The following is a 19,472-nucleotide window of genomic DNA, read 5'->3' on the forward strand; positions in this document are numbered from 1 at the left end:
CGGGTGGTGCCGGCGGGGGTGCTGGTCATGGTGGAGGGGTCCTTATCGGGTGGCGCGGGGGTCGTGGCGGTGGGCGAGTGCCTCGTACGAGGCGGCGAGTGCGGGGCCCGCCGTGTCGTACGTACGCTGGGCGACGCCCACGAACAGGCAGTCCACGACGAGGAGTTGGCTGGTACGGCTGGACATGGCAGCCGGTCGCAGTTCGCTCTCGCGGGCGGTGGAGGTGGTGAGGACGTGGTCGGCGTACTGGGCGACGGGCCCGCCCGGCCGGCCGGTGACGGCGATGGTCGTCGCGCCGTGCTCGAAGGCGACCCGGAGGGGTTCGATGGTGTCGCCGGTCGACCCGGAGTGAGTGATGGCGATGGCGACGTCACCGGCGCGCAGCAGTACGGCATTGGTCACGGCGAGGTGCGGGTCGCTGTGTGCGTGGGCGAACAGCCCGATCCGGAGCAGCTTCTGGGCGAGGTCCATGCCGACGAGGGACGAGGCACCGGCGCCGTAGATCTCGACGCGGCGGGCCTGCGCCAACGCGCTTACCGCAGCGCCGAGTTGGACGGTGTCCAGGCCGGCGGCGGTGTCGGCGAGGGTCTGCTGTTCGTCGTGTGCGAGCTTGGCGACGACGTCGGCTATCGGGTCGTCGACGGCGATGTCGGCGGTGACGGCGGGGGCGCGCCCGGACTGCTGGTGGGCGGCGAGACCGGCGAGGGCGAGGCGGAGGTCGCGGTAACCGGGGTAGCCGAGGAGGCGGGAGGTCCGTACGACGGTGGCCTCGCTGGTCCCGGTCAGCTCGGCGAGCCCGGTGACGGTGAGCGCGGCGCACCCGGCGGGATCGCTCGCCACGGCCTCGGCGACGCGCTGCATGGAGCGGGTCATGGAGGGGGCGAGGGTGCGGACCTTGGCGGCGAGGGCGGCGGGGGCGGGGGCGGTGGATGCGGCGGGGGTGGATGCGGCGGGGGTGGATGCGGCGGGGGTGGATGCGGCGGGGGTGGATGCGGCGGGGGTGGGGCTTGTGCGCCCCGGGCCCCGGTGGGTGGAACTTTTCTTCAGTGGGTCGCTCACCTCTGAAAGATATTTTCAGGGCGGGGGTCAGTCAACAGTCCGGAGGTCGTGGAGGTGGTGGGACTTCGGTCACCCGGGGCCCGCGCGACAATTGGTTCATGGATTCCCTTGACCCCCTCTCCCCCCTCGAACAGTCCCTCCATGCCGCCCGCGCCCTCGTCATGGCCGACCTCGCCGCCCGTGATGTCGCAGACGCCGACGTGGTGAACCTCGTCGAGGACGCGGTGACCCACCGCCGCTGGTGGGTCGAGCAGTGGCCCGAGGGGGCCGGGTTCGTCACGGGCCTGATAGCCCAGGACGTACAGGACTCCCTCCTGGAGAGGTACGGCCGCTGGCCCCTCTGCCCCGTCTGCCACGAAGGCGACCCGCACGCACTGGAGGTCGAGCCCGAGCTGGGCCCCGACCCCCACTGGGTCTGCACCAAGGCCGTCGTCGCCGTCGCCCCCGTCGGAAAGCTGCCGCCCGCATGACGATCTACATAGACCCGCCGACCTGGCCCGGCCACGGCCGCCTCTGGTCCCACCTGGTCAGCGACGTCTCGTACGACGAACTCCATGCCTTCGCCGCCCGGGTCGGCTGCCCGCCCCGGGCGTTCGAGCGCGACCACTACGACGTGCCGGAGGGGCGGTACGCGGACGCCGTCGCGGCGGGTGCGGTGGAGATCGGCAGCAAGGAGCTGGTGCGGCGGATCACGGAGGCGGGGCTGCGGCGGAGGAAGTTCGGCTACGGGGGCGAATAGCCGGGCGTACGGGAACGGGCAGCCGGGCGGTCTACTTCTGCTCCTGCTCCTCCTCCTGCCTCTGCGCTACTCCCCGCTGACCGGGCCCACGTACGTACCCGGGTGCGTGGCCGCGTCCTGGAGCAGGAGGGGCTTCTTGTGTGGCCAGGGCAGGTCCTTGGACTTCGTCTCGCCGGGCGGAGTGACGGTGATCGTGGCGGCCTTGAACTCGTTCGCCTTGGTGTTCCCCTCGGCCGTGTACGGCAGGTACGTGATCTTGAAGTAGGCGTCGCCACCCGGGGAGAGGGTGAGGGCCTTGGGCTTCTTGGACGTCTGCCGGGCCAGCGACCAGGTGTTGCCGGGGGAGCTCATCAGGTCGATCCCCGGGTAGCCGTTCAGTGCGCAGGGGGCGGTGCCCTTGTTGGTGAGGGTGACCGTGACGTTGCCCGTGCCGTCGGCCCCCTGGGGCTCGCCGCCGGGGTCGACCGCGAAGCCGAGCGCGGCCGTCTTGCACTTCGCGGCGGCGGCGATGCCTCCGCCGCCGGTGGTCGCCCCGGGTGCGTCGGGGGAGCCGGGTGCCTTCGGGGAGCCGGGCGCCTCGGGTGAGGGCGAGCCTCCCGAGCCGCCGCTGTCGGCGGAGCCCGTCGAGCCGGAGGATGCTGCGGCGGTCGGTGTGGCGGCCCCCGCCCCCGTACCGGAATCGTCGTTGCAGGCGGTCAGGCCGAGGCCGGCGACGAGGATCGCGGCGGCGAGCGGAAGGGAGCGCAAGCGCATGGGTGTGTCCCCGGTATTCGTGTGGCGGGCGGCTTTTTGACGGTCGTACCGGAAGACACCGCTGCGGCGGGGGCGGTTGCGGTGTACATGTAAATGAGTGGTGAGCGACCGGGGGAGGTCGGGACCGGGCCCGTACCGACTACCGGGTGGAGTCGGCCGTACGGACTACCGGGTGGGGTCGGCCGTACGGACTACCGGGTGGGGTCGGCCGTACGGACTACCGGGTGGAGTCGGCCGTACGGGCGCTCTCCACGGCAGGGCCCCTCGGCGCAGGCATGCTCCCGGAACCCACTGCGCCCGCCGAACTCGCCACCAGCCGGGACCGGTCCGTGTCCGACCGCTGCCAGCGCAGTGAGATCAGTACGAGGCCCACCGCGACCACCGTCATCGCGCCGCCCGCCCACGCCGTGGCCGAGAAACCCCAGCCGGCGTCGATGACCGAGCCGCCGAGCGCGGGTCCTCCCGTATTGCCGAGGTTGAAGGCGGCGGTGGTGGTCGCGCCCGCCAGGGTCGGGGCCGCGCCGGCGACGTTGAACATCCGGGCGTTGAGCGCGGGGGCGGTGAAGAAGGCGGAGAAGCCGAGGGCGAAGGAGAGGGCGACGGCGACGGCCGCGGTCCCGCCGAACAGCGCCAGCGCCGCCAGCAGCACCGTCGACGTGCTGATGCCGCCGATCAGTACGCCGAACGGGCGGGCGTCGGCGACCATGCCGCCGAGGGTCGTACCGACGAGCGCCCCGACCCCGAAGAGCCCGAGCACCCACGGCACCCACTTCGAGTCGAGCCCCGCCACGTCCGTCAGCAGCGGTGACAGATAGCTGAAGGCGCAGAAGACGCCACCGGCGGCGAGGGCGGTGACCGCGACCGAGATCAGTACCTGCCGGTCCTTGTAGATCCCCAGCTCCCGCTTGAGCTGCGGCTTCTCGTCGGGCATCGGGATGCGCGGAATCAGGGTGACGACGCCCACGAGGGCGACGGCGGAGGCCGCGCCGACCGCCCAGAAGGCGGAGCGCCAGCCGAGGCTCTCACCGAGGAAGGCCCCGGCCGGGACGCCGAGCACGTTGGCGATGCTGAGCCCGCCGATCATCACGGCCATCGCCCGCGCCCGCGAGGTCACCGGCACCATCGCGATGGCGACGGCCGCCCCCACCGCCCAGAACCCGGCGCACGCGAACGCGCTCACCACGCGCGAGACGAACAGCAGCTCGTACGAAGGAGCCAGCGCCCCCGCCACCTGCCCGAGCCCGAACACCGTGATCAGCGCGATCAGCGTCGTCCGCCTGGGCAGCCGCAAGGTCGCCACCGCCAGCAGCGGCGCCCCGACCACCATCCCGATGGCGAAGGCGGATATCAGCAGCCCCGCCTGCGGAATGGACACGTCCATGTCCCGCGCAATCGGCGGCAACAGCCCCGACAGCATGAATTCGCTCGTACCGAGGGCGAAGACGGCGAGGCCGAGCATGTAGACAGCGAGGGGCATCGGGGTGCGGGCGCGCGGACGCGACTGATCAGAGGGAGGCATATCCGCCTTCAACAAGCTGCCGAACCCGCCCATTCCCGCCGCGACGTGCGTCGATTTGGTCCTCTTGACGCGGCTTTCAACTCTCTTGATGCATAAGCGCGGTACGGACGGTAGAGATATGGATCATGCCTACTGAGAAGCTCGACATCCGAGCAGCCGAAGAAGCGGTCCACACCCTCCGCGAGGCCCTGACCGCCGCCGGCCTGAACCTCCCGTCCCTCGCCCTGGACCCGGCGTCCTGCGCCCGCGACGTCCCCGCGCCGCTGATCGACCTGGGACGCTGCGACGTGGAAACGGCGCGGCGGCTGGCGGCTCTGATCGGGACGGGGGGAGGGGCCTGAGCACCCTCCTCACATGAGGATCCCGCGCTCCCGCTCCCGCGCCCGCTCCCGCCCCCGGCCCCTGTCCCTGTCCCGCAGTTCGTACCGGATACGCTCCGCCTTCCCCCGTACGACATCGGCGGCCAGCCCACGCTCCTCGTACGCGTACGGCTGGCTGCGGCAGGGTCGGCAGAGCCCGCCGGGCAGAGCGGCGGGCTCCCCGGGCACCCCGCACTCGCCGCACTCCATGATCCGTACGCCCTGTCGCGGCGCGGGCAGCTCGGGCGGCAGCTCCCTGATCAGCTTGGCCTGCACGAACGCGAACGGGCTGTGCACCACCTTGGGCACGATCTGCCCGATCCCCCGCAGCAGCCTGTCCTCGGAGGCACCGCGCCGGAGCCACTCGGCGGCGTAGGGGGCGAGCTCGCGGCACGCGTTCTCGGACAGGGTCAACTGAGGCACTTGATAAGCCAGTTGAACCATTGCCGCATAGGCGCGCTCTTCCACATCCTCGCCCCGGGGCGCGTCCGTCTCCTCCTCCGTACTCTCGCCGCGCACCATGGACTGCCACCAGGCGTCGGGGCGCTGGGTGCGCGAGAAGTACGTGCGCTGGACCCAGCGGACGGTGTCGTCCGCGCCGCACAGGAGCTCACGGAATCGCCGCAGGTGACCGGCGTCGGCGAGGCTGCGGAGTGCGGTGGCGACGGCCTGCTGGCCGTAGGCGGGGAGTTCGCGGGAGAGGGTCTTGATGCTGATGTCGGCACCGTCCGGCAACCGGTCGATGTACCAGGCGATCGAGGCTTCCCGTGCGGGCAAATGTCCGAAGTCGGCTTTGCCGCGCGGTTGTTGATCGGGCACGGACTGCTTCCCGAACCCGGGTTTGGCCATCGGGTGAGCGGGTGCGTGCAGGGCAGGACTAAGCTGCTCAACAGCCATAGGGGTCGCCTCTATCGATCTCGGTGGTCAGACCCCTGTGAGGTGCTCCAACACCACACGGGGGTCGTTCTGTTGTGACGCACGGTACACGCTCACCACGCGTGGTCGCGACACGGTCACGAAAAGTCATCTCGCTTTCCAGAGTGGCAAGTTGAGCGCTCACGCGGGCTCGCACGCACACGCGCGCGCGACGGGGTGGGGGGTCGGGTAAGACCCGACCATCCATTCCTCAGAGAAAGCGTCTCGACCCTGGACTCTCGAGTCTCATTCCGTTGGCGAGGCGAGAGCCCTTGCAGGGAATCGGGCGTGACCAGCATCTGGTCGGGCATTGTTTCTTCATGAGGCACGGTGTCGCGTGGGCGTTTGGGCTTGCGGAGGATCTGCTGGCTGAGGCGCTGCCCCGGCGGTGGGCGCATTCGCAGGGGGTGGCGGAGCGAGCTACGGAGCTGGCTCATGTGCTGGGGACGGATGCGGAGCTGTTGAGGGCTGCGGCTGTACTGCATGACGTCGGTTATGCGCCGTCCATCGCCGCGACCGGGTTTCATCCGCTGGACGGTGCCCGTCATCTGCGTGTGGTGCACGGGGCGGATGAGCGGCTCGTGAGGCTGGTGGCGAATCATACCTTCGCTCTGTGGGAGGCAGAAGAGCGCGGCCTGCGAGGAGAGTTGGAAGCGGAATTCCCCGTGTTGGAGGAGCCGTCTCTCATCGACGCGCTGGTCTACTGCGACGTGACCACGACACCTGACGGGCGGCCGACCACCTCGGTGCAGAGGGTGGCCGAGATTCGGGGCCGGTACGGGGACGACAGCCTGGTCGGTCGGTTCATTCGGCGCGCAGCGCCGGAGCTGCACGCGTGCGTGGCTCGGGTGGAAGCTCGGCTGGTTGCTGCCCCGGATGGGTCTGCTCACCCCAGGTAGGGGTATTTCCCGGTCAGGTAGTGGTCGATCTGTTCACGCATGCTGACATGGATGTCGAGACCGGAGAGCTCGGAGGGCAGGGCCCAACAGACGCCATCTGCTTCTTCGTTGATGGTGGGGGCGCCGCCGATGGGGCGGCCGATGTAGGTGGCCTCGTACTGCTGGCGGATCTCGCCGTCGGTGTACGCGACGATGTGCGCGGGGTTGGAGTAGACCCCGAGGAAGCCGGTGATCTCGGCGAGGATGCCGGTTTCCTCCTCGCATTCCCGTACGGCGCACTGGGCGGAGCTTTCTCCGATGTCCTGGGCACCGCCAGGCAGCGCCCACTGACCGGTGTCGCGTCGCCGTTGCAGCAGGACGGCTCCCTGGGCGTCGACGACCAGGAGATTGCTGGCCGGGATCAGAGTGTTGGCCCTGGGGGCCTCGGGGTCCTCGTAGTACTCAGTCCTGCCCACGGAAATGCTGCTCCTGACGTTCAGGGGTCCAGGGTTGTGCGGTGCTCCACACGGCGGTAAAGCTCGCTTCGTAGCCTCCGAACCATCCTTCCTCACCACTGCGTTCGATCTGCATCAATGGATTGGCGCTGGCCGGTTGCCCCCAGATGTGCGGGTTGACCAGTAGGTGGTCGTCGTAGCGGAAGAGCGAGTTGTAGAGGGTGGTGTCGTGGAGGCGGACATCGCAGCCCGGGACGCCGACGAGTTCGCGGTAATACGTCAGCGAGGCTCGGACCTTCCCGGCCAGGCTGTCGCCGATGCCCTCTTCCTGGCCTCGCAGCGCGATGGCCTGGCCGTCGGGATCGCCGAAGCAGAGCCGCACGCGAACCCCGTCCTGTGCGCGTTCGCGCAGCATCCTGGCGATTGACGGATTGGTCTGGGCAAAGAAGGTTCCGGAGAAGACCAGGACGTCGATCTGGCGCGTGGCATCGAGGAGGAGGGAGAGCCACAGCTCCCGCGGGACGCTGGCCCGGTTCGGGTAGGCGGCGACCAATTCGGGGCCGAGGCTGTTGTCCCCCGCCCGCTGGGGCCACAGGTTCGCCTCCTCGGTGCCCAGTCGGCATGCCACCGTCCATCGGTGACGCCGGTGCGGAACCCTCCCGGACAGCCACCGGCCGACCGTCTTGGGGTCGACCGAGCAAGCGGACGCCAGGTCCTCGGCAGTCAGCCCGCTTCGGACAAGTGCGTCCCGAAGTTGCGTGTTCACAATAAGTATCCAAGCGGCCTGACCGCCCGCACCACAAGGCCGCTTGGCGTTCTGCCGCCTCTGCTTAAGGTGGGCCGGTGCCACTCATCGTGCTCTGGGACATCGACCACACGCTCATCGAGAACGCGGGCATCAGTAAGGAGATCTACGCCGCTGCGTTTACGGAGCTGGCAGGGGAGCCTCCGCTTCGACCTGCCCGGACCGAGGGGCGTACGGATCGCAGGATTCTCGCGGACATGTTCCGCGACCACGACGCAGAGCCGCCCACCTGGGAGCGCGTACTCCCTGCGCTGGAAAGGGCGGGGGCCGGCCGGGAAGAAGATCTGCGTACGCGGGGACATGAACTGCCGGGCGCACGTGCCGCGTTGAAGGCTGTGGCGGCTGAGCGCGGGATGGTGTCGTCCGTGCTGACGGGAAACATCGCGGCCAATGCACGTGTGAAGCTCGGCGCCTTCGGGCTGGATTCGCTGCTGGACATGGCGGTGGGTGGTTACGGAGCCGACTCGGAGCACCGGGCGGACCTCGTGGCCTTCGCCCGGCAGCGGGTACTCGCGGCTTACGACCTGCCTTTCCGTACGCCCGTCGTACTTGTCGGGGACACTCCCCGGGACGTCGAGGCGGCTTTGGCCTCGGGCTCGGGTGTCGTGGCCGTGGCTTCCGGTACGGACAGTGCGGAGGCTCTGCGGCATGCCGGAGCCGAGACTGTGCTGCCCGACCTGCTCGAACTTGACGCCTTGATGCGCTACTTGGCCGGTCGCAGCAGCGCCTAGTCAAAACGTCCCAGGACGTCCGCGAAGCGTCCCGTGGCGCGGTTACGGCGTCCCCTACCTGTGTCGCACGCTCACCTCACCGCCGTCATCGACCCGGTGATCGAGGAGAGGAGCAGTCGGCATGCAGCGGTCATCAACCACGATGAGCCCGCCCGTCCACCTGTCGCTGCCGATGGAAGCACCGACGCCCGTCAGCGGATGTGGTGTTTGCGCGGCACTTGTAGAGCAGCGGGAGCGGGCGTGCGCCACCCACGACTACTCGGCGGCGACTGACGCAGACGTCGAACTTCGTAATCATCCGCACGGGAGTCCGACGTGAGAGATGAACTACCGCTGAATTCCTACCCGTTGATGACGCTACGCGTATCCCGGGATGGCGGGCGTACGTGGTCTGCGACCCAGGTGGTCCGCAGCACGGACACGCTCGCGCCGTTGCAGAGCGGCGTCTGGCCGCCGTGTCGGTGCGGCCGCTGCGCGGGGCGGGGCTCATGACCTTCCTCCACGAAGCGGGGACGGGGCACCACGGGCCTTCCGGCCCATCGCAAGGTTCGCAACGATCGCTACAAATCGAAGGAGACTGCAATGGGATGGGGAACCGGCCAGGGTGGCAGCGGGGGCGACGGCAAGCACTCGGGTGCCAAGGATCCGGGGACGAGCAAGCCGTCCTCCGACACGGAGAAGCCGAAGCCCGAGCCGAAGCACAAGGGGAAGTAGGCGCAAGGGAATGACCATGATCGGAGCAGAGGAGCGGGCCGCCATGCGCGGCCTGCTCCGCTCGGTGAACGACCATCTCGGGGCCCCGATGGCCCCGGCCTGGGAAAGCGCCTACTGGGCGGTGCCCCGGCATGCGTTCCTCCCCTCCACCGTGTGGGTGGGCGACGACCTGGCGGAATGCTCGCGCGAGACGGCACCGGAGACCTGGCTGCGTCACGCGTACGCGGACACCTCGGTGGTCACGCAGATCAATGACGGCGGCCAGGAGACGGATCCCGACGACCGCTGGGCATCGTGCTCGGCGTCGGCTCCCTCGATCGTCTTCCGCATGCTCAACATGCTCGACGTACGGCCCGGCCAGAAGGTACTGGAGATCGGCACGGGTACGGGGTGGAACGCGGGCCTCCTCGCACACCGCCTCGGCGCGGACCGGGTGACCACGGTCGAAGTCGACCCCGTGCTGTCCGCAGACGCCTCAAGGCGCCTCAAGGGCCTCGGCCTGGAGCCCCAAGTCATCGGCGGTGACGGGGCTTTCGGTGACGAAGCCGGCGGACCGTACGACCGGGTACTGGCCACCTGCTCGGTTCGCTCGGTGCCTCCGGCATGGATCGCCCAGACGAGACCCGGAGGTGTGATCCTGCTGCCGTGGGAATCCCCGTGGTTCTGTTACGGGCTGCTGCGGCTGACGGTGGACGGGCACGGGGTGGCCTCGGGGTTCTTCTCTCCGCACTCGGCGTTCATGCTGATGCGCGGCCAGCGCACCGACCTGAAGATCTACCGGGACGTGGTCCGTGACGACCACGAGCCGGTTGAGTCCTTTACCCGGCTTGCTCCCCGGTCGGTCGCCGGGGACGACTGGGCGGCCCAGTTCGCCATCGGTCTCCAGCTCCGGCGGGTGTGGCGGGCCTGGCACGAGAACCCCGACGTGGAAGGGGTCGCCACCCGCCTGTGGCTGGCCACCACCGACGCCGCATCGTGGGCGGCCGTGGACTGGGACGGGAAGAGCCCGGAGCGGTTCACCGTGTGGCAGTACGGCCCCCAATCCCTGTGGGACACCGCCGAAGCCGCCTACGACTGGTGGCGCAACGCGGGCAGCCCCGGCCCGGAGCGTTTCGGTCTCACCGTGACCCCTGACGGCACCCACACACCGTGGCTGGACACCCCGGACCGCTTCGTGCCCCAACTGGGTTGACCACCTGCCCGTGCATCAGGTGGAGTACGTGTGGCTGGATTCGCCTGCGCGGGTCGTGCGTATCGTCGGGTGAGGTCGGCTGTGTGGGGAGCGCGGGGAGGTGGCCTCTCTGCGCCAGTGCCCTGGATGATTGATTCCAAGGGGGCCTGGGCTGCGCGTTGAGGCGCCGAACAGCAGGAAGGTGGGCTTCTGTTGATCTTGGCCGAGGCGGCCGAAGCGATCGGGGGGATCGTGGGTCTGTCGCCTGCTACGCGGGGCTCGGCTGTGGCGTGGCCGAAGCCCGAGCGTGGGCTTGCCCGGGCCGCAATTCCCCGCCGTACCGGCTGGGAAAACCGCTGTCGGGCGAATGGATCAGGGTGGTAGAACTGCCGCCGTGCACAAGACTCTGGAGTTTCCCGATCTGCTGCGGCTGATCGACGAACGTTCAACCGCCTTCCGCGCCGCGATCGCCGTCGCGCCCAGCCTCGACCTGCCCGTGCCGACCTGCCCCGAGTGGACGCTGTTCGACCTGGTGCAGCACATCGGCGAGGCCCGCCGTCGCTGGGCCGCCACCGTCGCTGCCGGGCCGGACGCCACGTCCAGGACCCCGGCCCAGGGTGACGCGGTCGCGCCGCAGGAGCGCGAGGCCGTGCTGGCCTGGCTGGCCGCCTCGACCGAGCTGATGCTGGCGGCCCTGCGGGAGGCCGGCCCGGACCAGGGCTGCTTCACCGGCTGGGGTGTCACGCAGACGCCGCACACTGCCGGTGGCGTCGCCTGGCACCAACTCCATGAGATCGCGGTGCACACCTACGACGCCCAGCTCACCGTGGGCGAATCGGCCTCACTGCCTGTCGAAGTGGCGCTCGACGGTGTCGAGGACAGCCTGTTCATCGCCAGCTTCACGAGGAGCGCCTGGCCCCACAAGCCCACCGCCTTCGACTTCCACGCCACCGAGGGTCGCTCCTGGCGCCTGACGGTCGACGGCGACGGTGCGCGGACCACCCGGCTGCCCGCCGTCGGCGAGGCCCCGGAAGCGGCAGGCCTCTCCATTCGCGGCACGGCCAGTGATCTGGTCCTCTGGCGGTACGACCGTATTTCGGTGGACGCCCTGCAACTCGACGGGGACCGCGAGCTGCTCGACCTGCTCTACGCCTGGGAGCCGGAAGACTGGGCGTGACGACACGCCACCGCGTACAAACCTGCCGCCCATGACCACTGGCGACCCTTGGGCTCAGTCATCTAGGTGCACTCCTAGTGCAGGCCAAATGCCGGGCAGTACAAGGGCGTTCGGGACGAATGCCGATCGGGCGGAATGGTGGGGATGATGAGCGCGAGTGTGTTCAACGTGGCGTTCGACTGCGGTGACGCGTACCGGCTGGCGGAGTTCTGGAGCCGGGTGGTCGGGCATCCGATGGACGAGGCGGACCGGCCGGGGGACTCGACGGCGCGGGTCATGATGCCGGGCGGGATGCATCTGTTCTTCGCGGAGGTCCCGGAGCGGAAGGCGGGCGGGGCCGGGGGCGGGGCCGCTGCCGGTGCCGGTGTCGGGAAGGCCGGCAAGAACCCCGTTCACCTGTGCCTCCAGCCGGACGGGCGGCGGGACGACGAGGTGGAGCGGTACGTGGCGCTCGGCGCGAAGGTCCTGGACGACCGGAGGGAGCCGGACGGGGCGGGGTGGGTCGTGTTTGCCGACCCCGAGGGGAACGAGTTCTGTGTGCTGCGGAGTGCGGAGGAGCGGGCCGCGATGCACGGGTAGGGGTGCGGTGGTGCGGGCTCGCGCTGGAAGGTCGGGCAGTGGCCGCGCGGCCTAGAGGGCGTTCAGCGGGCCCGTGATCGGAGCAGCCGACGTGTTGTCCTCGTCGCCGCCGCTGGGAGAGTCGGGAAACATCAGCCAGGTGCTGGCGGTGATCATGCCTATGGACGTCGTCCCGAGGGCGAACTTGAGCAGTCGCATGCCGCCCAACCAGTCGTGGGGCGAACCGAACACGACCCAGAAACCGAGGGCGATCCCGGCGAGCAGGACGACGAAAGCAGCGGTGCGACGCAAGGTGAGGGACACCCGACCATGATCTCATTCGCGCTCGCGCACCGTGACGGCTCGGTGGTGGTCGGGTCGGCGGCACCGCGGAATCAGGAGCTTCAAAGCTGGCCGCCGGGCCGGGTGTTGGTCGGTTCGTCGTCAGTTCTGGGTGGACCAGGGGCCCGCATTGGCCCACCGCGTCCACGGAGACACCGAGGATCTCGGCGCTAGTGGTCGCGCCGCGGACCGGGTTGCACAGTGAGCCGGTCGAAATCGGCGGGGCCGGCCGGTCAGAAGGCCATGAGGTAGATGCGCGCCTGCTGGTTCGGCAAGGGGGCGACGTAGATGTCGATCCACTGCTTGGATTTCCGGATCGGGTCCTTCCTGCAGGGTGGGCAGACTCCTGCCCACCGCACCTCATTCAGCGACTCAGGGGCGGGCAGCCCGAGGTGTCCGAAGAGCTTGTTTGACGAGCCCCCTTTGGCTGTTCGGCTCAGTGCTTCGTCGGGGTTGAGGTCGTGGGCGATCTCCTCGGCCGTCTTCTGTGCGGTGATGAAGGAGAGGAGGTAGTAGTCCTCTTGAGGATTGACGCGTACGGCACCTTTCACCCCGGTGGCTCCGCTCGGTACCTCCACTTTCATGGCGGCCGCGGCTTCCTTGCTTCCGGCGTTCTTCTCCCAATGTCCCTCCACGGTCCGGGTGGTGGGGTCTTCGTTGCTTGGCGCTGCGGAGCATGCGGGCAGCGCGCATGCGGCGAGAAGAGCGGCTGCTGACGCGAGCGCGGAGATCGTGCTCGGCCGTTCTTTGCGGGCGGCAGCAGGCGCGGGATTCATCGGTTCTCCTCGTTGAGAGAGGGGGTGCGCCGCAGAAGGCGAGCCGGTCGAAATCAGCGGGGCCGGCCGGTCAGAAGGCCATGAGGTAGACGCGGGCCTGTTGGTTGGGCAAGGGGGCGACGTAGATCTCGATCCACTGGAGGGAACCCCGGGTCGAGTCCGTACAGAGTGGACAGACCCCGGCCCACTGCACCTTTTCCAGCGACTCGGGGGCGGCCAGCCCGACGTGTCCGAAGAGGTCCTTCGTGGACCTCCCCTTGCGTGCTGGGCCCAGCGGCTTGTCAGGATTCAGGTCGTGGGCGATTTTCTCCGCTGTGTCCTGTGTAGTGATAAAGGACAGTAGATAATCGTCTTCTCGGGGATTGACGCGTACAGCGCCCTTCACCTCGGAAGCCCCGCTTGGTACATCAACTTTCATGGCGGTCGAAACTTCTTTGCTTCCCGCATTCTTCAGCCAATGTGGATCTGTGCCGCGGGTGGTAGGACTTCCGGAGCCCGGTGCGGAGCATGCGGTCAGAGTGACTGCGGTGAGAAGGACGACTACTGATGCGAGACCGGCGATAGTGCTCGGCCGCTTTTTGTGGGAGGCAGTAGGTGCGGGATTCATCGGTTCTCCTCGTCGCCTCGGGAAACATCGCCGCGTGTTCCCTCTCGGCCGGATTCACCCGAGGGGATTTGTGGTGATGCGTCACCACCGAGATCGTGATGGAACACAGAGCTGCTGCCGCGCATGTCGAATTCTTGGGCGAATCCTACCTTGTGTAGGCGGGCCATCTCCTTGTCTTCAATCGTAATTCCCCCAGGAAACTGTGTCTGCTTCCCTTCGTCCCAATTGTAGCGATCCCAAATATTTACTTGGTAGTCGAGTGAGACCTTGGGCTCTCGATTCCCGTCCGGAGTTACTGTCACCATTCCGGAAACGTTTTGCTGGTGAGAGCCGATCGCGTGAAACCATTCACCTGAGTTTAGTTCATTGTTTCCAAATTTCTCGGACTCGACAGGAATGACTACCGGCCTGTCTCCGCCTGCCTTCCGGTACTCATCAAGGGCTTGCTTCTTCCAATCTTCTTGTTGGGAGGTGATGTGCGTCTGCACCGCATGGGACCGGTAGTCGGGGTTGTCGTTCAGCATCTTGTCCACGTCTACTTCGAGAGGGTCCCCGGTGGCCCTGAGGTAGTGCTCCATATTTCGGGAAGCAGCGGTCTCGCCAGTGATATCGCCTGCGGCTGAAATGCTCTGTGCCAGCGCTAGGTAACCGAGGTCGCTGGGGGTCGGATCTTCCGAGTTGAATTCTCCGGCTCCTTCATCCGCAGGTTTCCATTTGTAGGCAGGGTCCAGGATCCCCGAGTTCTTCAACTCGTCCCCCCTCTCCTGCAGAAGGACTGCCCGGGTTGCCGGGGCGAGCGACCGCCACCAATCTCCAAGCTGCGCGCGGTCCTTCGGAATGTTCTCTGCCTTACCGGCTTCCTCGAACGAGGGGTATCCGCTGGGAGAAGGATTCCTGTTGAACCCGTTGATCGTGCCGTCCAGGAAATTGGTGTCGCGAGTGAGGCTGTCGAGAGCCATTCTGATCCCGTCGTCGGCATCAGTCGCTGCCTGGACTGCCTGTGCAATGTGCGCCGTCCATGACGCTATTGCCTTGCGTACGCCTTCCTGGAGGTCGGGGTCGTGCTGGATGGTGCTGCTTTCGGTCGGGCTCAGCCGCGCGTAGTCGTAGGAGACATTGCCTTGCTCTGAGATCGCCATGCCGGCCTGGATTGCGTCCGTGCGCGCAGTCTTGAGCCTCTTCTGGATGGCCACCAGTTGTGTGTGCGCATCGGTCAGGGCGGTGGAGATCGCCTTCGCCTCCGCCTGAGCTCCTTGGAATTCCTTCAGCGTGACGTCGAACCTGCCGTTTGCGGCTTGTGCGCTGACTCCCACCCAGGAGGGTCCCAGCGAGACGCCGTGTACATCTCTCTTGTACTGAATCGCCAATTTTCGGAACTGTTCAGCCATGTCGCTCCACTTGGTTGCAGCTGTTGCGAGCTTGCCCAGGTCCGTGGTCATGACTTCGTGGTAAGTCGGCATGAGTTCCTCAGGGCGCGGCGATGGGCTGGCTAGAACTTGTCGAACGGAGACGGTGGCCGAACTTGCAACCCGACGCCGACGTCCTGGTTGCGCAGAAGGCCCGATGTATCGCGAAGGGCGTACTTCTCTGATGCCAAGCGATCGGTCAGGGTTTTGACCTGTCTTCCCCAGGTTTCATGCGCCTTCTTCAGGGAGGCCGAAGTGTCCCAGCCGTGCCCGTCCTTGCCACTGAGCTCTCGGACTGCCGCACCAGTGGCTTCTGCAGCTTCCCTGCCGTCCTTCGACGTATCGGGTTCCAGATGATTCTCGATCGCCTTGGCGGCGGCTGCTTTGCGACTGGGGCTTGAGGCCAAGTCAGGTGCGCTGTTGCCGGACTTCGGCGCACCGGAGCGCTCGGGGTCCATGTGCTTTTCCATCCTTCGCCATGGGGAGGTCGATCGTTGGTCAGTACACTAGATGAGTTTGCCTAGCGTGCCTAACGTCAAACCAGGTGACAGGAAACGGTGTTGAGCAGCCAATGACTGACGGTCGCACGGAGTGAGACTGAGGTGCAGGTGATGGGAGTTCGGGAATGAGCGAGCAACAGAAAGCATTGCGGCGGGAGTCCGCCAGGGTGCTGGTGATTGACGCGGTGGGGCGGGTTCTGTTGTTCCGGTTTCGGGATGGCGGTGGCTATGGGTGGGGTACCCCGGGTGGGGGTGTGGAGGCCGGGGAGACACTGGCGGAAGCGGCTGCTCGGGAGTTGCGGGAGGAGACCGGGCTGGTCGTTGCGGCCGGGGCACTCGGTGAGGTGGTTGCGGAGACTGCTGGATACGCCGATCTGGGGTGGTCGGCAGGGGAGTTCCGGGACGTGTTCTTCCAGTGCCGGGCGGGCGCGTACGAGGTGGATGTGAGCGGCCTGGTGGGGGTCGAGCGGGACCACCATGCCGGGTATCGGTGGTGGTCGGTGGAGGAGTTGGAGGGGGCGGTGGAGGGGTGGGTTCCGGCGGAACCGGTGCGGTTGGAGTGGCATCACTAGTGAGTGAGTGAGTGAGTGAGTGAGTGAGTGAGTGAGTGAGTGAGTGAGTGAGTGAGTGGGGTTGGGTTGGTGGTTTGGTCGGCCGTCGGGCCGTATGTGGTGAGGTCGGCTGGCCGGGACGGGTGAGGTTCAGACCTCGTGGAGTCGGGCCGGGGCAGGTGGCGGGTGCCCGACGGCTCGGGGTGCGGCATTGTTCGGGGCTTGGCCCGGGGGGCTGGTGCAGGCGGGTCCGAGGCTAGGGGCCAGCGGGGGATGTAACGCTTTCCGGCGCTGCGACCAAGTACCGGTGTAAGGCACCACACGCCCGACCCGTCCCGAGGAGCGATCCGTGCAAGCGGAGCATCCAACAGCACCACCCGTGCGTGACCCTGCCGGGTTCGCCGCATTTTACGAGCAGCAGTTCGACGCCGTGCTCGGCTTCGTCACCCGACGGGTCGACAGCCCGCACCTGGCCGCCGACCTCACCGCGGACATCTTCGTCGCCGCGCTGGAGAACGTGCACACCTATGACGCCCGGCGTGGCGCGCCCGTCGCCTGGCTGTACGGCATAGCGCGCAACGTCATCTCCGCGCATTTTCGGGGCAGTAGCCGCGAGCTGAAGGCGGTCGCCCGTACCGCCGGGCGACGGTTGCTGGACGAAGAGGACATCAGTGCCATCGAGCGGCGGATCGATGCCGCCCGCGCGGTACGGCAGATGGCATCCGCCCACGCCGCACTGTCCGACCCCCTGCGCGAGGTGCTGGACCTGGTCGTGCTGGACGGGTTGAGCACCCGCGAGGCGGCCCAGGCGCTGGGCATCGGCTCGACCACCGCCCGGGTCCGGCTGCACCGGGCCCGCAGAATCCTGCAAGCCGCCGGGCAGATCCGTACCGACCGCCGCGAAGCCGTTCTGGAGGCCACCCAGTGAACACCCCCCTGCACTTCAAGCAGCAGCTCGCGGACGAGCTTCACGTCCGCGCGACCGCCCTGTCCGCCTCGGGCGGCCACCGCACCCGGGTCCGCGCCCTGCGCCCTCGGCTCACCCTCACGCTGGGGGCCGTCGCAGCCGCCGCGGCCGCGGCCATCGCCGTGCCGGTGGGCCTCTCCGGTACGTCGGCCGCGCCCGCTCCGCACCGTACGGACAGCGGCACCGGCAGTGGCACCGTCAGCGGCAGCGGCAGCGAGAGCATTGACATTGTCACTGTTGACTACACGGTGAAGTCCGTCCCGAACGGCACCATCGCCGTCCAGCTGATGAGCCTCAAGGGCGTCCCTGGCCTGCAGGCCGCCCTGCGCAAGGCGGGCGTTCCCGCAGTGGTGATGGGTTACTCGGCCTCGTGCCACACCAAGGTCGATCGCGACAACCGCGTCGACAGCGAGAAGGTGTTCCCTGAGGGTGCCAACGGGCGCGACACGCTGATCAGGCTCAGCGCCGTCCCGAAGGGCGAGCACCTGCTGTTCACGCCGACCATGACGCCGAAGGGGACCGTCGGCGGTCTCTCGATGTCGGTGGTGCGCCAGGTGCCCAGCTGCGTCCCGGAGTCCGAAAACGGAATCGGCTCGGGTTATGTCGCCCCGGGCACCAACCCGTAGACCAGGCCCCACGGCCCGTACCGCTACGGCGAGAGCAGCATCAGTTCCGTCGTGAGGTTGTGGCGGGCGGGGTCCTCCCAGTGCTTCGTGCCGTGCGGGGTGCGGAACAGGCGTGGGAGAGCGAGGAGTTGGGCCAGTACCGCCGCGCGGCCCTTGCGGAAGTCCGGGTCCGGGACGAAGGCGTACTCGTCGCGGACCGCGGACGCGTACGCCGCGTACGCCTCCGGGGACGCGGCCAGGATCGCCAGGTCCGCGTCGCAGAGGGCCTCGCCGTTGGTGTCGTCGGGGGCGGGGTCGTGGGTGGTGGTGAGGCGGACCAGGCGGGCCACCTCCGCGGTGGCGTCGGCGGGGAGGCCGAGTTCGGGGAGGGCGCGCTCGGCGAGGCGGGCGGAGCGGTCCTCGTTGGTGTCGCGTTCCGGGTGGTAGACCGCGTCGTGGAACCAGGCCGCCAGCCGGACCAGCTCCGGGTCGGCGGCATGGCCCGCGAGGGTGTCGAGGTGGGTGAGGACCGCTGCCAGGTGGGTGGGGGTGTGGTAGCGGCGCTGGGGTTCTGACCAGCGGCTGAGGAGGTTTTCGGCGTACGGGGCGGGGTCCGGGTGCCCCGGGGCGCCAGGGGCCGCCGGGGTGTCAGGGGCCGCCGGGGTGCTGGGGCGGGCGGCCTCGATGGTGGCCGACCAGCGGCGGAGCAGGTCGGCGGTCTCGGGGGCGTCGCGGGTGTTGCGGGCGTCGGGGTCGTCGGAGTGCGTCGGCGTCATGGGAATCAGTGTGCGGGAGGGGCGACAGGAGCAGGAGCAGGAGCAGGAGACGGCCGTGCCGGTCCGGCCGGCCTCGCGGCCGATGCGTAACAAAGGTGCGTACCAAAGGTGCGTCACCAGGGTGCGTAACCCAGGGTGCGCGGGACACGGCGATCGAGGGATGAGTCGTTAGTTTGGTGGCATGACTGATGACGGTGCAGGAGTGCGGGACGCACGGCTTCCGGAGCGGTTGTTGCTGGCCGAACGAGAGCCGTTCGTAAGGCTGTTGAGGGCGCGAGCCACCGAGGAGCACTTCGCGGTGCGGACCTGCTGTCCCGGGTGGACGGTACGGCACGTGGTCGCGCACTGTTCGGCGGCGCTGGACCGGGTGCTCACGGGGCGGTTCGAGAAGGGCACCTTCTCGCCGGAGGCCAACGACCGGGACATCGCCGAACGGGCTCACTGGCCGCTCGCGCGGCTGATCGAGGAGCTGGACCGGGGGTTCGGCGAGGCGGGGGCTGTGATGGCGGAGAGGGGTGACGGTTCCTGGGACGGGATCGCGCTCGGGGAGTGGGTGCATGCGGGGGACGTACGGGACGCGTGGCGGGTGGGCGGGGCGTACGGGGGGAGGAGTGTCGGGCCTGCCTTGGAGCTGCTGGCGCATGTGACGCGGCTGCGTAAGTCACCTGCTCTGCGGGCCGAGTTGGGGGATCGGGGGACTGTCCGGCTCGGGGCGGAAGGTGCGGAGGGCGGCGAGGGTGTGTACGTCGGGGATGCGGCGACCCTGATGCGGCTGTACGGGAACCGGCCGCTGGCCGGGACGCGGTACGAGCTGAGTGGGGTGACGGAGGCCGAGCTGGCCTTCTTCACGTAGGCAGGCGGGCAGAGGGGAGGGGTGGGACCCGTGCATCGGGTCCACGTACATCCTGGTGTTGGAGATGTTCCTGTGGCAGACGCCGAGGGCGCGGGCAGCCTTCGGTACGACCGAGGAATTCGCCGCCGCGACCAAGTCGCTCGCCGCCAACCAGGGCCTCTACAACGGTTTCCTGGCGGCCGGTCAAGGACACAGGCGTGCCGGACGTACGTTTCCGGGGTCTCGCGGCGGTGAACCGGCACACCGCGTGGGTGGC

26 protein-coding genes are annotated in these 19,472 nt (G+C 68.4%); 14 read left to right on the forward strand and 12 right to left on the reverse strand.

Annotated features, from left to right (window positions below; translation table 11 throughout):
• Positions 1–42: 42 nt before the first annotated feature.
• Positions 43–1,059 carry a MurR/RpiR family transcriptional regulator gene (locus tag AB0D18_RS26730; protein WP_362423519.1) on the reverse strand — a complete coding sequence of 339 codons (1,017 nt, stop codon included), beginning with the start codon at positions 1,057–1,059 and terminating at the stop codon, positions 43–45.
• A 98-nt stretch (positions 1,060–1,157) separates the two neighbouring features.
• On the opposite strand from AB0D18_RS26730, the gene AB0D18_RS26735 reads away from it, so the two are divergent.
• The gene (locus AB0D18_RS26735) at positions 1,158–1,529 is read left to right on the forward strand and encodes a hypothetical protein (RefSeq protein ID WP_362423522.1); all 372 of its coding nucleotides are present in this window, start codon (positions 1,158–1,160) and stop codon (positions 1,527–1,529) included.
• Positions 1,526–1,798, forward strand: coding sequence for a DUF4031 domain-containing protein (locus tag AB0D18_RS26740; RefSeq protein WP_362423525.1), 273 nt, complete (start codon positions 1,526–1,528; stop codon positions 1,796–1,798). Before AB0D18_RS26735 ends, AB0D18_RS26740 begins: the two co-directional genes overlap by 4 nt.
• A 66-nt stretch (positions 1,799–1,864) precedes the next feature.
• Here AB0D18_RS26740 and AB0D18_RS26745 read toward each other — a convergent pair whose 3' ends face one another.
• Both AB0D18_RS26745 and AB0D18_RS26750 read right to left on the reverse strand, forming a co-directional pair.
• Positions 1,865–2,551: a DUF4232 domain-containing protein gene (locus AB0D18_RS26745; RefSeq protein WP_362423528.1), complete on the reverse strand. Its 687-nt coding sequence runs from the start codon at positions 2,549–2,551 to the stop codon at positions 1,865–1,867.
• 217 nt (positions 2,552–2,768) lie between these two features.
• A complete protein-coding gene (locus tag AB0D18_RS26750; protein WP_362423606.1) occupies positions 2,769–4,028 on the reverse strand; it encodes a Cmx/CmrA family chloramphenicol efflux MFS transporter in 1,260 nt (419 codons plus the stop codon).
• A 167-nt stretch (positions 4,029–4,195) separates the two neighbouring features.
• On the opposite strand from AB0D18_RS26750, the gene AB0D18_RS26755 reads away from it, so the two are divergent.
• Positions 4,196–4,411, forward strand: coding sequence for a hypothetical protein (locus AB0D18_RS26755; protein ID WP_362423531.1), 216 nt, complete (start codon positions 4,196–4,198; stop codon positions 4,409–4,411).
• A gap of 9 nt (positions 4,412–4,420) precedes the next feature.
• Here AB0D18_RS26755 and AB0D18_RS26760 read toward each other — a convergent pair whose 3' ends face one another.
• A complete protein-coding gene (locus AB0D18_RS26760; protein ID WP_362423533.1) occupies positions 4,421–5,326 on the reverse strand; it encodes a hypothetical protein in 906 nt (301 codons plus the stop codon).
• 338 nt (positions 5,327–5,664) lie between these two features.
• On the opposite strand from AB0D18_RS26760, the gene AB0D18_RS26765 reads away from it, so the two are divergent.
• The gene (locus AB0D18_RS26765) at positions 5,665–6,243 is read left to right on the forward strand and encodes an HD domain-containing protein (RefSeq protein ID WP_362423608.1); all 579 of its coding nucleotides are present in this window, start codon (positions 5,665–5,667) and stop codon (positions 6,241–6,243) included.
• On the opposite strand, the gene AB0D18_RS26770 is transcribed toward AB0D18_RS26765, so the two are convergent.
• Positions 6,231–6,698 carry an NUDIX domain-containing protein gene (locus tag AB0D18_RS26770; protein WP_362423536.1) on the reverse strand — a complete coding sequence of 156 codons (468 nt, stop codon included), beginning with the start codon at positions 6,696–6,698 and terminating at the stop codon, positions 6,231–6,233. The genes AB0D18_RS26765 and AB0D18_RS26770 overlap by 13 nt on opposite strands.
• Positions 6,685–7,443: an XRE family transcriptional regulator gene (locus AB0D18_RS26775; protein WP_362423539.1), complete on the reverse strand. Its 759-nt coding sequence runs from the start codon at positions 7,441–7,443 to the stop codon at positions 6,685–6,687. The genes AB0D18_RS26770 and AB0D18_RS26775 overlap by 14 nt, the downstream gene beginning before the upstream one ends.
• Before the next feature lie 77 nt (positions 7,444–7,520).
• Here AB0D18_RS26775 and AB0D18_RS26780 point away from each other — a divergent pair, with 77 nt between their 5' ends.
• The 5 genes from AB0D18_RS26780 (at position 7,521) to AB0D18_RS26800 (ending at position 11,854) form a co-directional block, all read left to right on the forward strand.
• Complete coding sequence (locus AB0D18_RS26780) at positions 7,521–8,213, forward strand: haloacid dehalogenase-like hydrolase (protein WP_362423542.1); 693 nt, start codon at positions 7,521–7,523, stop codon at positions 8,211–8,213.
• Between the two features lie 582 nt (positions 8,214–8,795).
• Positions 8,796–8,927 (forward strand): hypothetical protein, encoded by a 132-nt coding sequence (locus AB0D18_RS26785; protein WP_362423545.1) that lies wholly within the window; start codon positions 8,796–8,798, stop codon positions 8,925–8,927.
• A gap of 16 nt (positions 8,928–8,943) precedes the next feature.
• On the forward strand, positions 8,944–10,119 hold the full coding sequence (locus tag AB0D18_RS26790) for a methyltransferase domain-containing protein (RefSeq protein WP_362423548.1): 1,176 nt from the start codon (positions 8,944–8,946) through the stop codon (positions 10,117–10,119).
• A 373-nt stretch (positions 10,120–10,492) separates the two neighbouring features.
• The gene (locus AB0D18_RS26795) at positions 10,493–11,275 is read left to right on the forward strand and encodes a maleylpyruvate isomerase family mycothiol-dependent enzyme (protein ID WP_362423551.1); all 783 of its coding nucleotides are present in this window, start codon (positions 10,493–10,495) and stop codon (positions 11,273–11,275) included.
• Positions 11,276–11,422: 147 nt separating this feature from the next.
• On the forward strand, positions 11,423–11,854 hold the full coding sequence (locus tag AB0D18_RS26800; RefSeq protein WP_362423554.1) for a VOC family protein: 432 nt from the start codon (positions 11,423–11,425) through the stop codon (positions 11,852–11,854).
• 51 nt (positions 11,855–11,905) lie between these two features.
• Here AB0D18_RS26800 and AB0D18_RS26805 read toward each other — a convergent pair whose 3' ends face one another.
• The 5 genes from AB0D18_RS26805 to AB0D18_RS26825 form a co-directional block, all read right to left on the reverse strand.
• Positions 11,906–12,157, reverse strand: coding sequence for a hypothetical protein (locus AB0D18_RS26805; RefSeq protein WP_362423557.1), 252 nt, complete (start codon positions 12,155–12,157; stop codon positions 11,906–11,908).
• 251 nt (positions 12,158–12,408) lie between these two features.
• Positions 12,409–12,951, reverse strand: a complete 543-nt coding sequence (locus AB0D18_RS26810) for a hypothetical protein (protein ID WP_362423560.1) — start codon at positions 12,949–12,951, stop codon at positions 12,409–12,411.
• 70 nt (positions 12,952–13,021) lie between these two features.
• Positions 13,022–13,369, reverse strand: a complete 348-nt coding sequence (locus AB0D18_RS26815) for a hypothetical protein (RefSeq protein ID WP_362423563.1) — start codon at positions 13,367–13,369, stop codon at positions 13,022–13,024.
• A 185-nt stretch (positions 13,370–13,554) separates the two neighbouring features.
• Positions 13,555–14,997 (reverse strand): hypothetical protein, encoded by a 1,443-nt coding sequence (locus tag AB0D18_RS26820; RefSeq protein ID WP_362423566.1) that lies wholly within the window; start codon positions 14,995–14,997, stop codon positions 13,555–13,557.
• A 50-nt stretch (positions 14,998–15,047) separates the two neighbouring features.
• Complete coding sequence (locus tag AB0D18_RS26825; protein ID WP_362423568.1) at positions 15,048–15,422, reverse strand: hypothetical protein; 375 nt, start codon at positions 15,420–15,422, stop codon at positions 15,048–15,050.
• A gap of 167 nt (positions 15,423–15,589) precedes the next feature.
• Here AB0D18_RS26825 and AB0D18_RS26830 point away from each other — a divergent pair, with 167 nt between their 5' ends.
• The 3 genes from AB0D18_RS26830 to AB0D18_RS26840 all read left to right on the forward strand — a co-directional run bounded on the left by AB0D18_RS26830 (position 15,590) and on the right by AB0D18_RS26840 (position 17,608).
• On the forward strand, positions 15,590–16,036 hold the full coding sequence (locus tag AB0D18_RS26830; protein ID WP_362423570.1) for an NUDIX domain-containing protein: 447 nt from the start codon (positions 15,590–15,592) through the stop codon (positions 16,034–16,036).
• Between the two features lie 358 nt (positions 16,037–16,394).
• Positions 16,395–16,943 carry an RNA polymerase sigma factor gene (locus AB0D18_RS26835; RefSeq protein WP_362423572.1) on the forward strand — a complete coding sequence of 183 codons (549 nt, stop codon included), beginning with the start codon at positions 16,395–16,397 and terminating at the stop codon, positions 16,941–16,943.
• Positions 16,940–17,608: a hypothetical protein gene (locus AB0D18_RS26840; RefSeq protein WP_362423574.1), complete on the forward strand. Its 669-nt coding sequence runs from the start codon at positions 16,940–16,942 to the stop codon at positions 17,606–17,608. The genes AB0D18_RS26835 and AB0D18_RS26840 overlap by 4 nt, the downstream gene beginning before the upstream one ends.
• 23 nt (positions 17,609–17,631) lie before the next feature.
• Here AB0D18_RS26840 and AB0D18_RS26845 read toward each other — a convergent pair whose 3' ends face one another.
• Positions 17,632–18,363 (reverse strand): hypothetical protein, encoded by a 732-nt coding sequence (locus AB0D18_RS26845; RefSeq protein ID WP_362423576.1) that lies wholly within the window; start codon positions 18,361–18,363, stop codon positions 17,632–17,634.
• A gap of 181 nt (positions 18,364–18,544) precedes the next feature.
• Between AB0D18_RS26845 and AB0D18_RS26850 the strand changes: the two genes are divergently transcribed.
• A complete protein-coding gene (locus AB0D18_RS26850) occupies positions 18,545–19,216 on the forward strand; it encodes a maleylpyruvate isomerase family mycothiol-dependent enzyme (RefSeq protein WP_362423579.1) in 672 nt (223 codons plus the stop codon).
• Positions 19,217–19,280: 64 nt separating this feature from the next.
• The coding region (locus AB0D18_RS26855) for a DUF1304 domain-containing protein (RefSeq protein ID WP_362423611.1) at positions 19,281–19,472 on the forward strand (192 nt) is incomplete at its 3' end.

Origin of the sequence: Streptomyces sp. NPDC048442 (assembly GCF_040651475.1) — a bacterium.
GTDB lineage: Bacteria > Actinomycetota > Actinomycetes > Streptomycetales > Streptomycetaceae > Streptomyces.

Coding starts and splice junctions, on each gene's coding strand:
- AB0D18_RS26810 (WP_362423560.1), bottom strand. CDS start 12,951: ATGAATCCCGCGCCTGCTGCCGCCCGCAAAGAACGGCCGAGCACGATC.
- AB0D18_RS26785 (WP_362423545.1), top strand. CDS start 8,796: ATGGGATGGGGAACCGGCCAGGGTGGCAGCGGGGGCGACGGCAAGCAC.
- AB0D18_RS26765 (WP_362423608.1), top strand. CDS start 5,665: ATGAGGCACGGTGTCGCGTGGGCGTTTGGGCTTGCGGAGGATCTGCTG.
- AB0D18_RS26745 (WP_362423528.1), bottom strand. CDS start 2,551: ATGCGCTTGCGCTCCCTTCCGCTCGCCGCCGCGATCCTCGTCGCCGGC.
- AB0D18_RS26760 (WP_362423533.1), bottom strand. CDS start 5,326: ATGGCTGTTGAGCAGCTTAGTCCTGCCCTGCACGCACCCGCTCACCCG.
- AB0D18_RS26790 (WP_362423548.1), top strand. CDS start 8,944: ATGATCGGAGCAGAGGAGCGGGCCGCCATGCGCGGCCTGCTCCGCTCG.
- AB0D18_RS26735 (WP_362423522.1), top strand. CDS start 1,158: ATGGATTCCCTTGACCCCCTCTCCCCCCTCGAACAGTCCCTCCATGCC.
- AB0D18_RS26815 (WP_362423563.1), bottom strand. CDS start 13,369: ATGAAAGTTGATGTACCAAGCGGGGCTTCCGAGGTGAAGGGCGCTGTA.
- AB0D18_RS26825 (WP_362423568.1), bottom strand. CDS start 15,422: ATGGACCCCGAGCGCTCCGGTGCGCCGAAGTCCGGCAACAGCGCACCT.
- AB0D18_RS26820 (WP_362423566.1), bottom strand. CDS start 14,997: ATGACCACGGACCTGGGCAAGCTCGCAACAGCTGCAACCAAGTGGAGC.
- AB0D18_RS26850 (WP_362423579.1), top strand. CDS start 18,545: ATGACTGATGACGGTGCAGGAGTGCGGGACGCACGGCTTCCGGAGCGG.
- AB0D18_RS26800 (WP_362423554.1), top strand. CDS start 11,423: ATGAGCGCGAGTGTGTTCAACGTGGCGTTCGACTGCGGTGACGCGTAC.
- AB0D18_RS26750 (WP_362423606.1), bottom strand. CDS start 4,028: ATGCCCCTCGCTGTCTACATGCTCGGCCTCGCCGTCTTCGCCCTCGGT.
- AB0D18_RS26845 (WP_362423576.1), bottom strand. CDS start 18,363: ATGACGCCGACGCACTCCGACGACCCCGACGCCCGCAACACCCGCGAC.
- AB0D18_RS26740 (WP_362423525.1), top strand. CDS start 1,526: ATGACGATCTACATAGACCCGCCGACCTGGCCCGGCCACGGCCGCCTC.
- AB0D18_RS26755 (WP_362423531.1), top strand. CDS start 4,196: ATGCCTACTGAGAAGCTCGACATCCGAGCAGCCGAAGAAGCGGTCCAC.
- AB0D18_RS26830 (WP_362423570.1), top strand. CDS start 15,590: ATGAGCGAGCAACAGAAAGCATTGCGGCGGGAGTCCGCCAGGGTGCTG.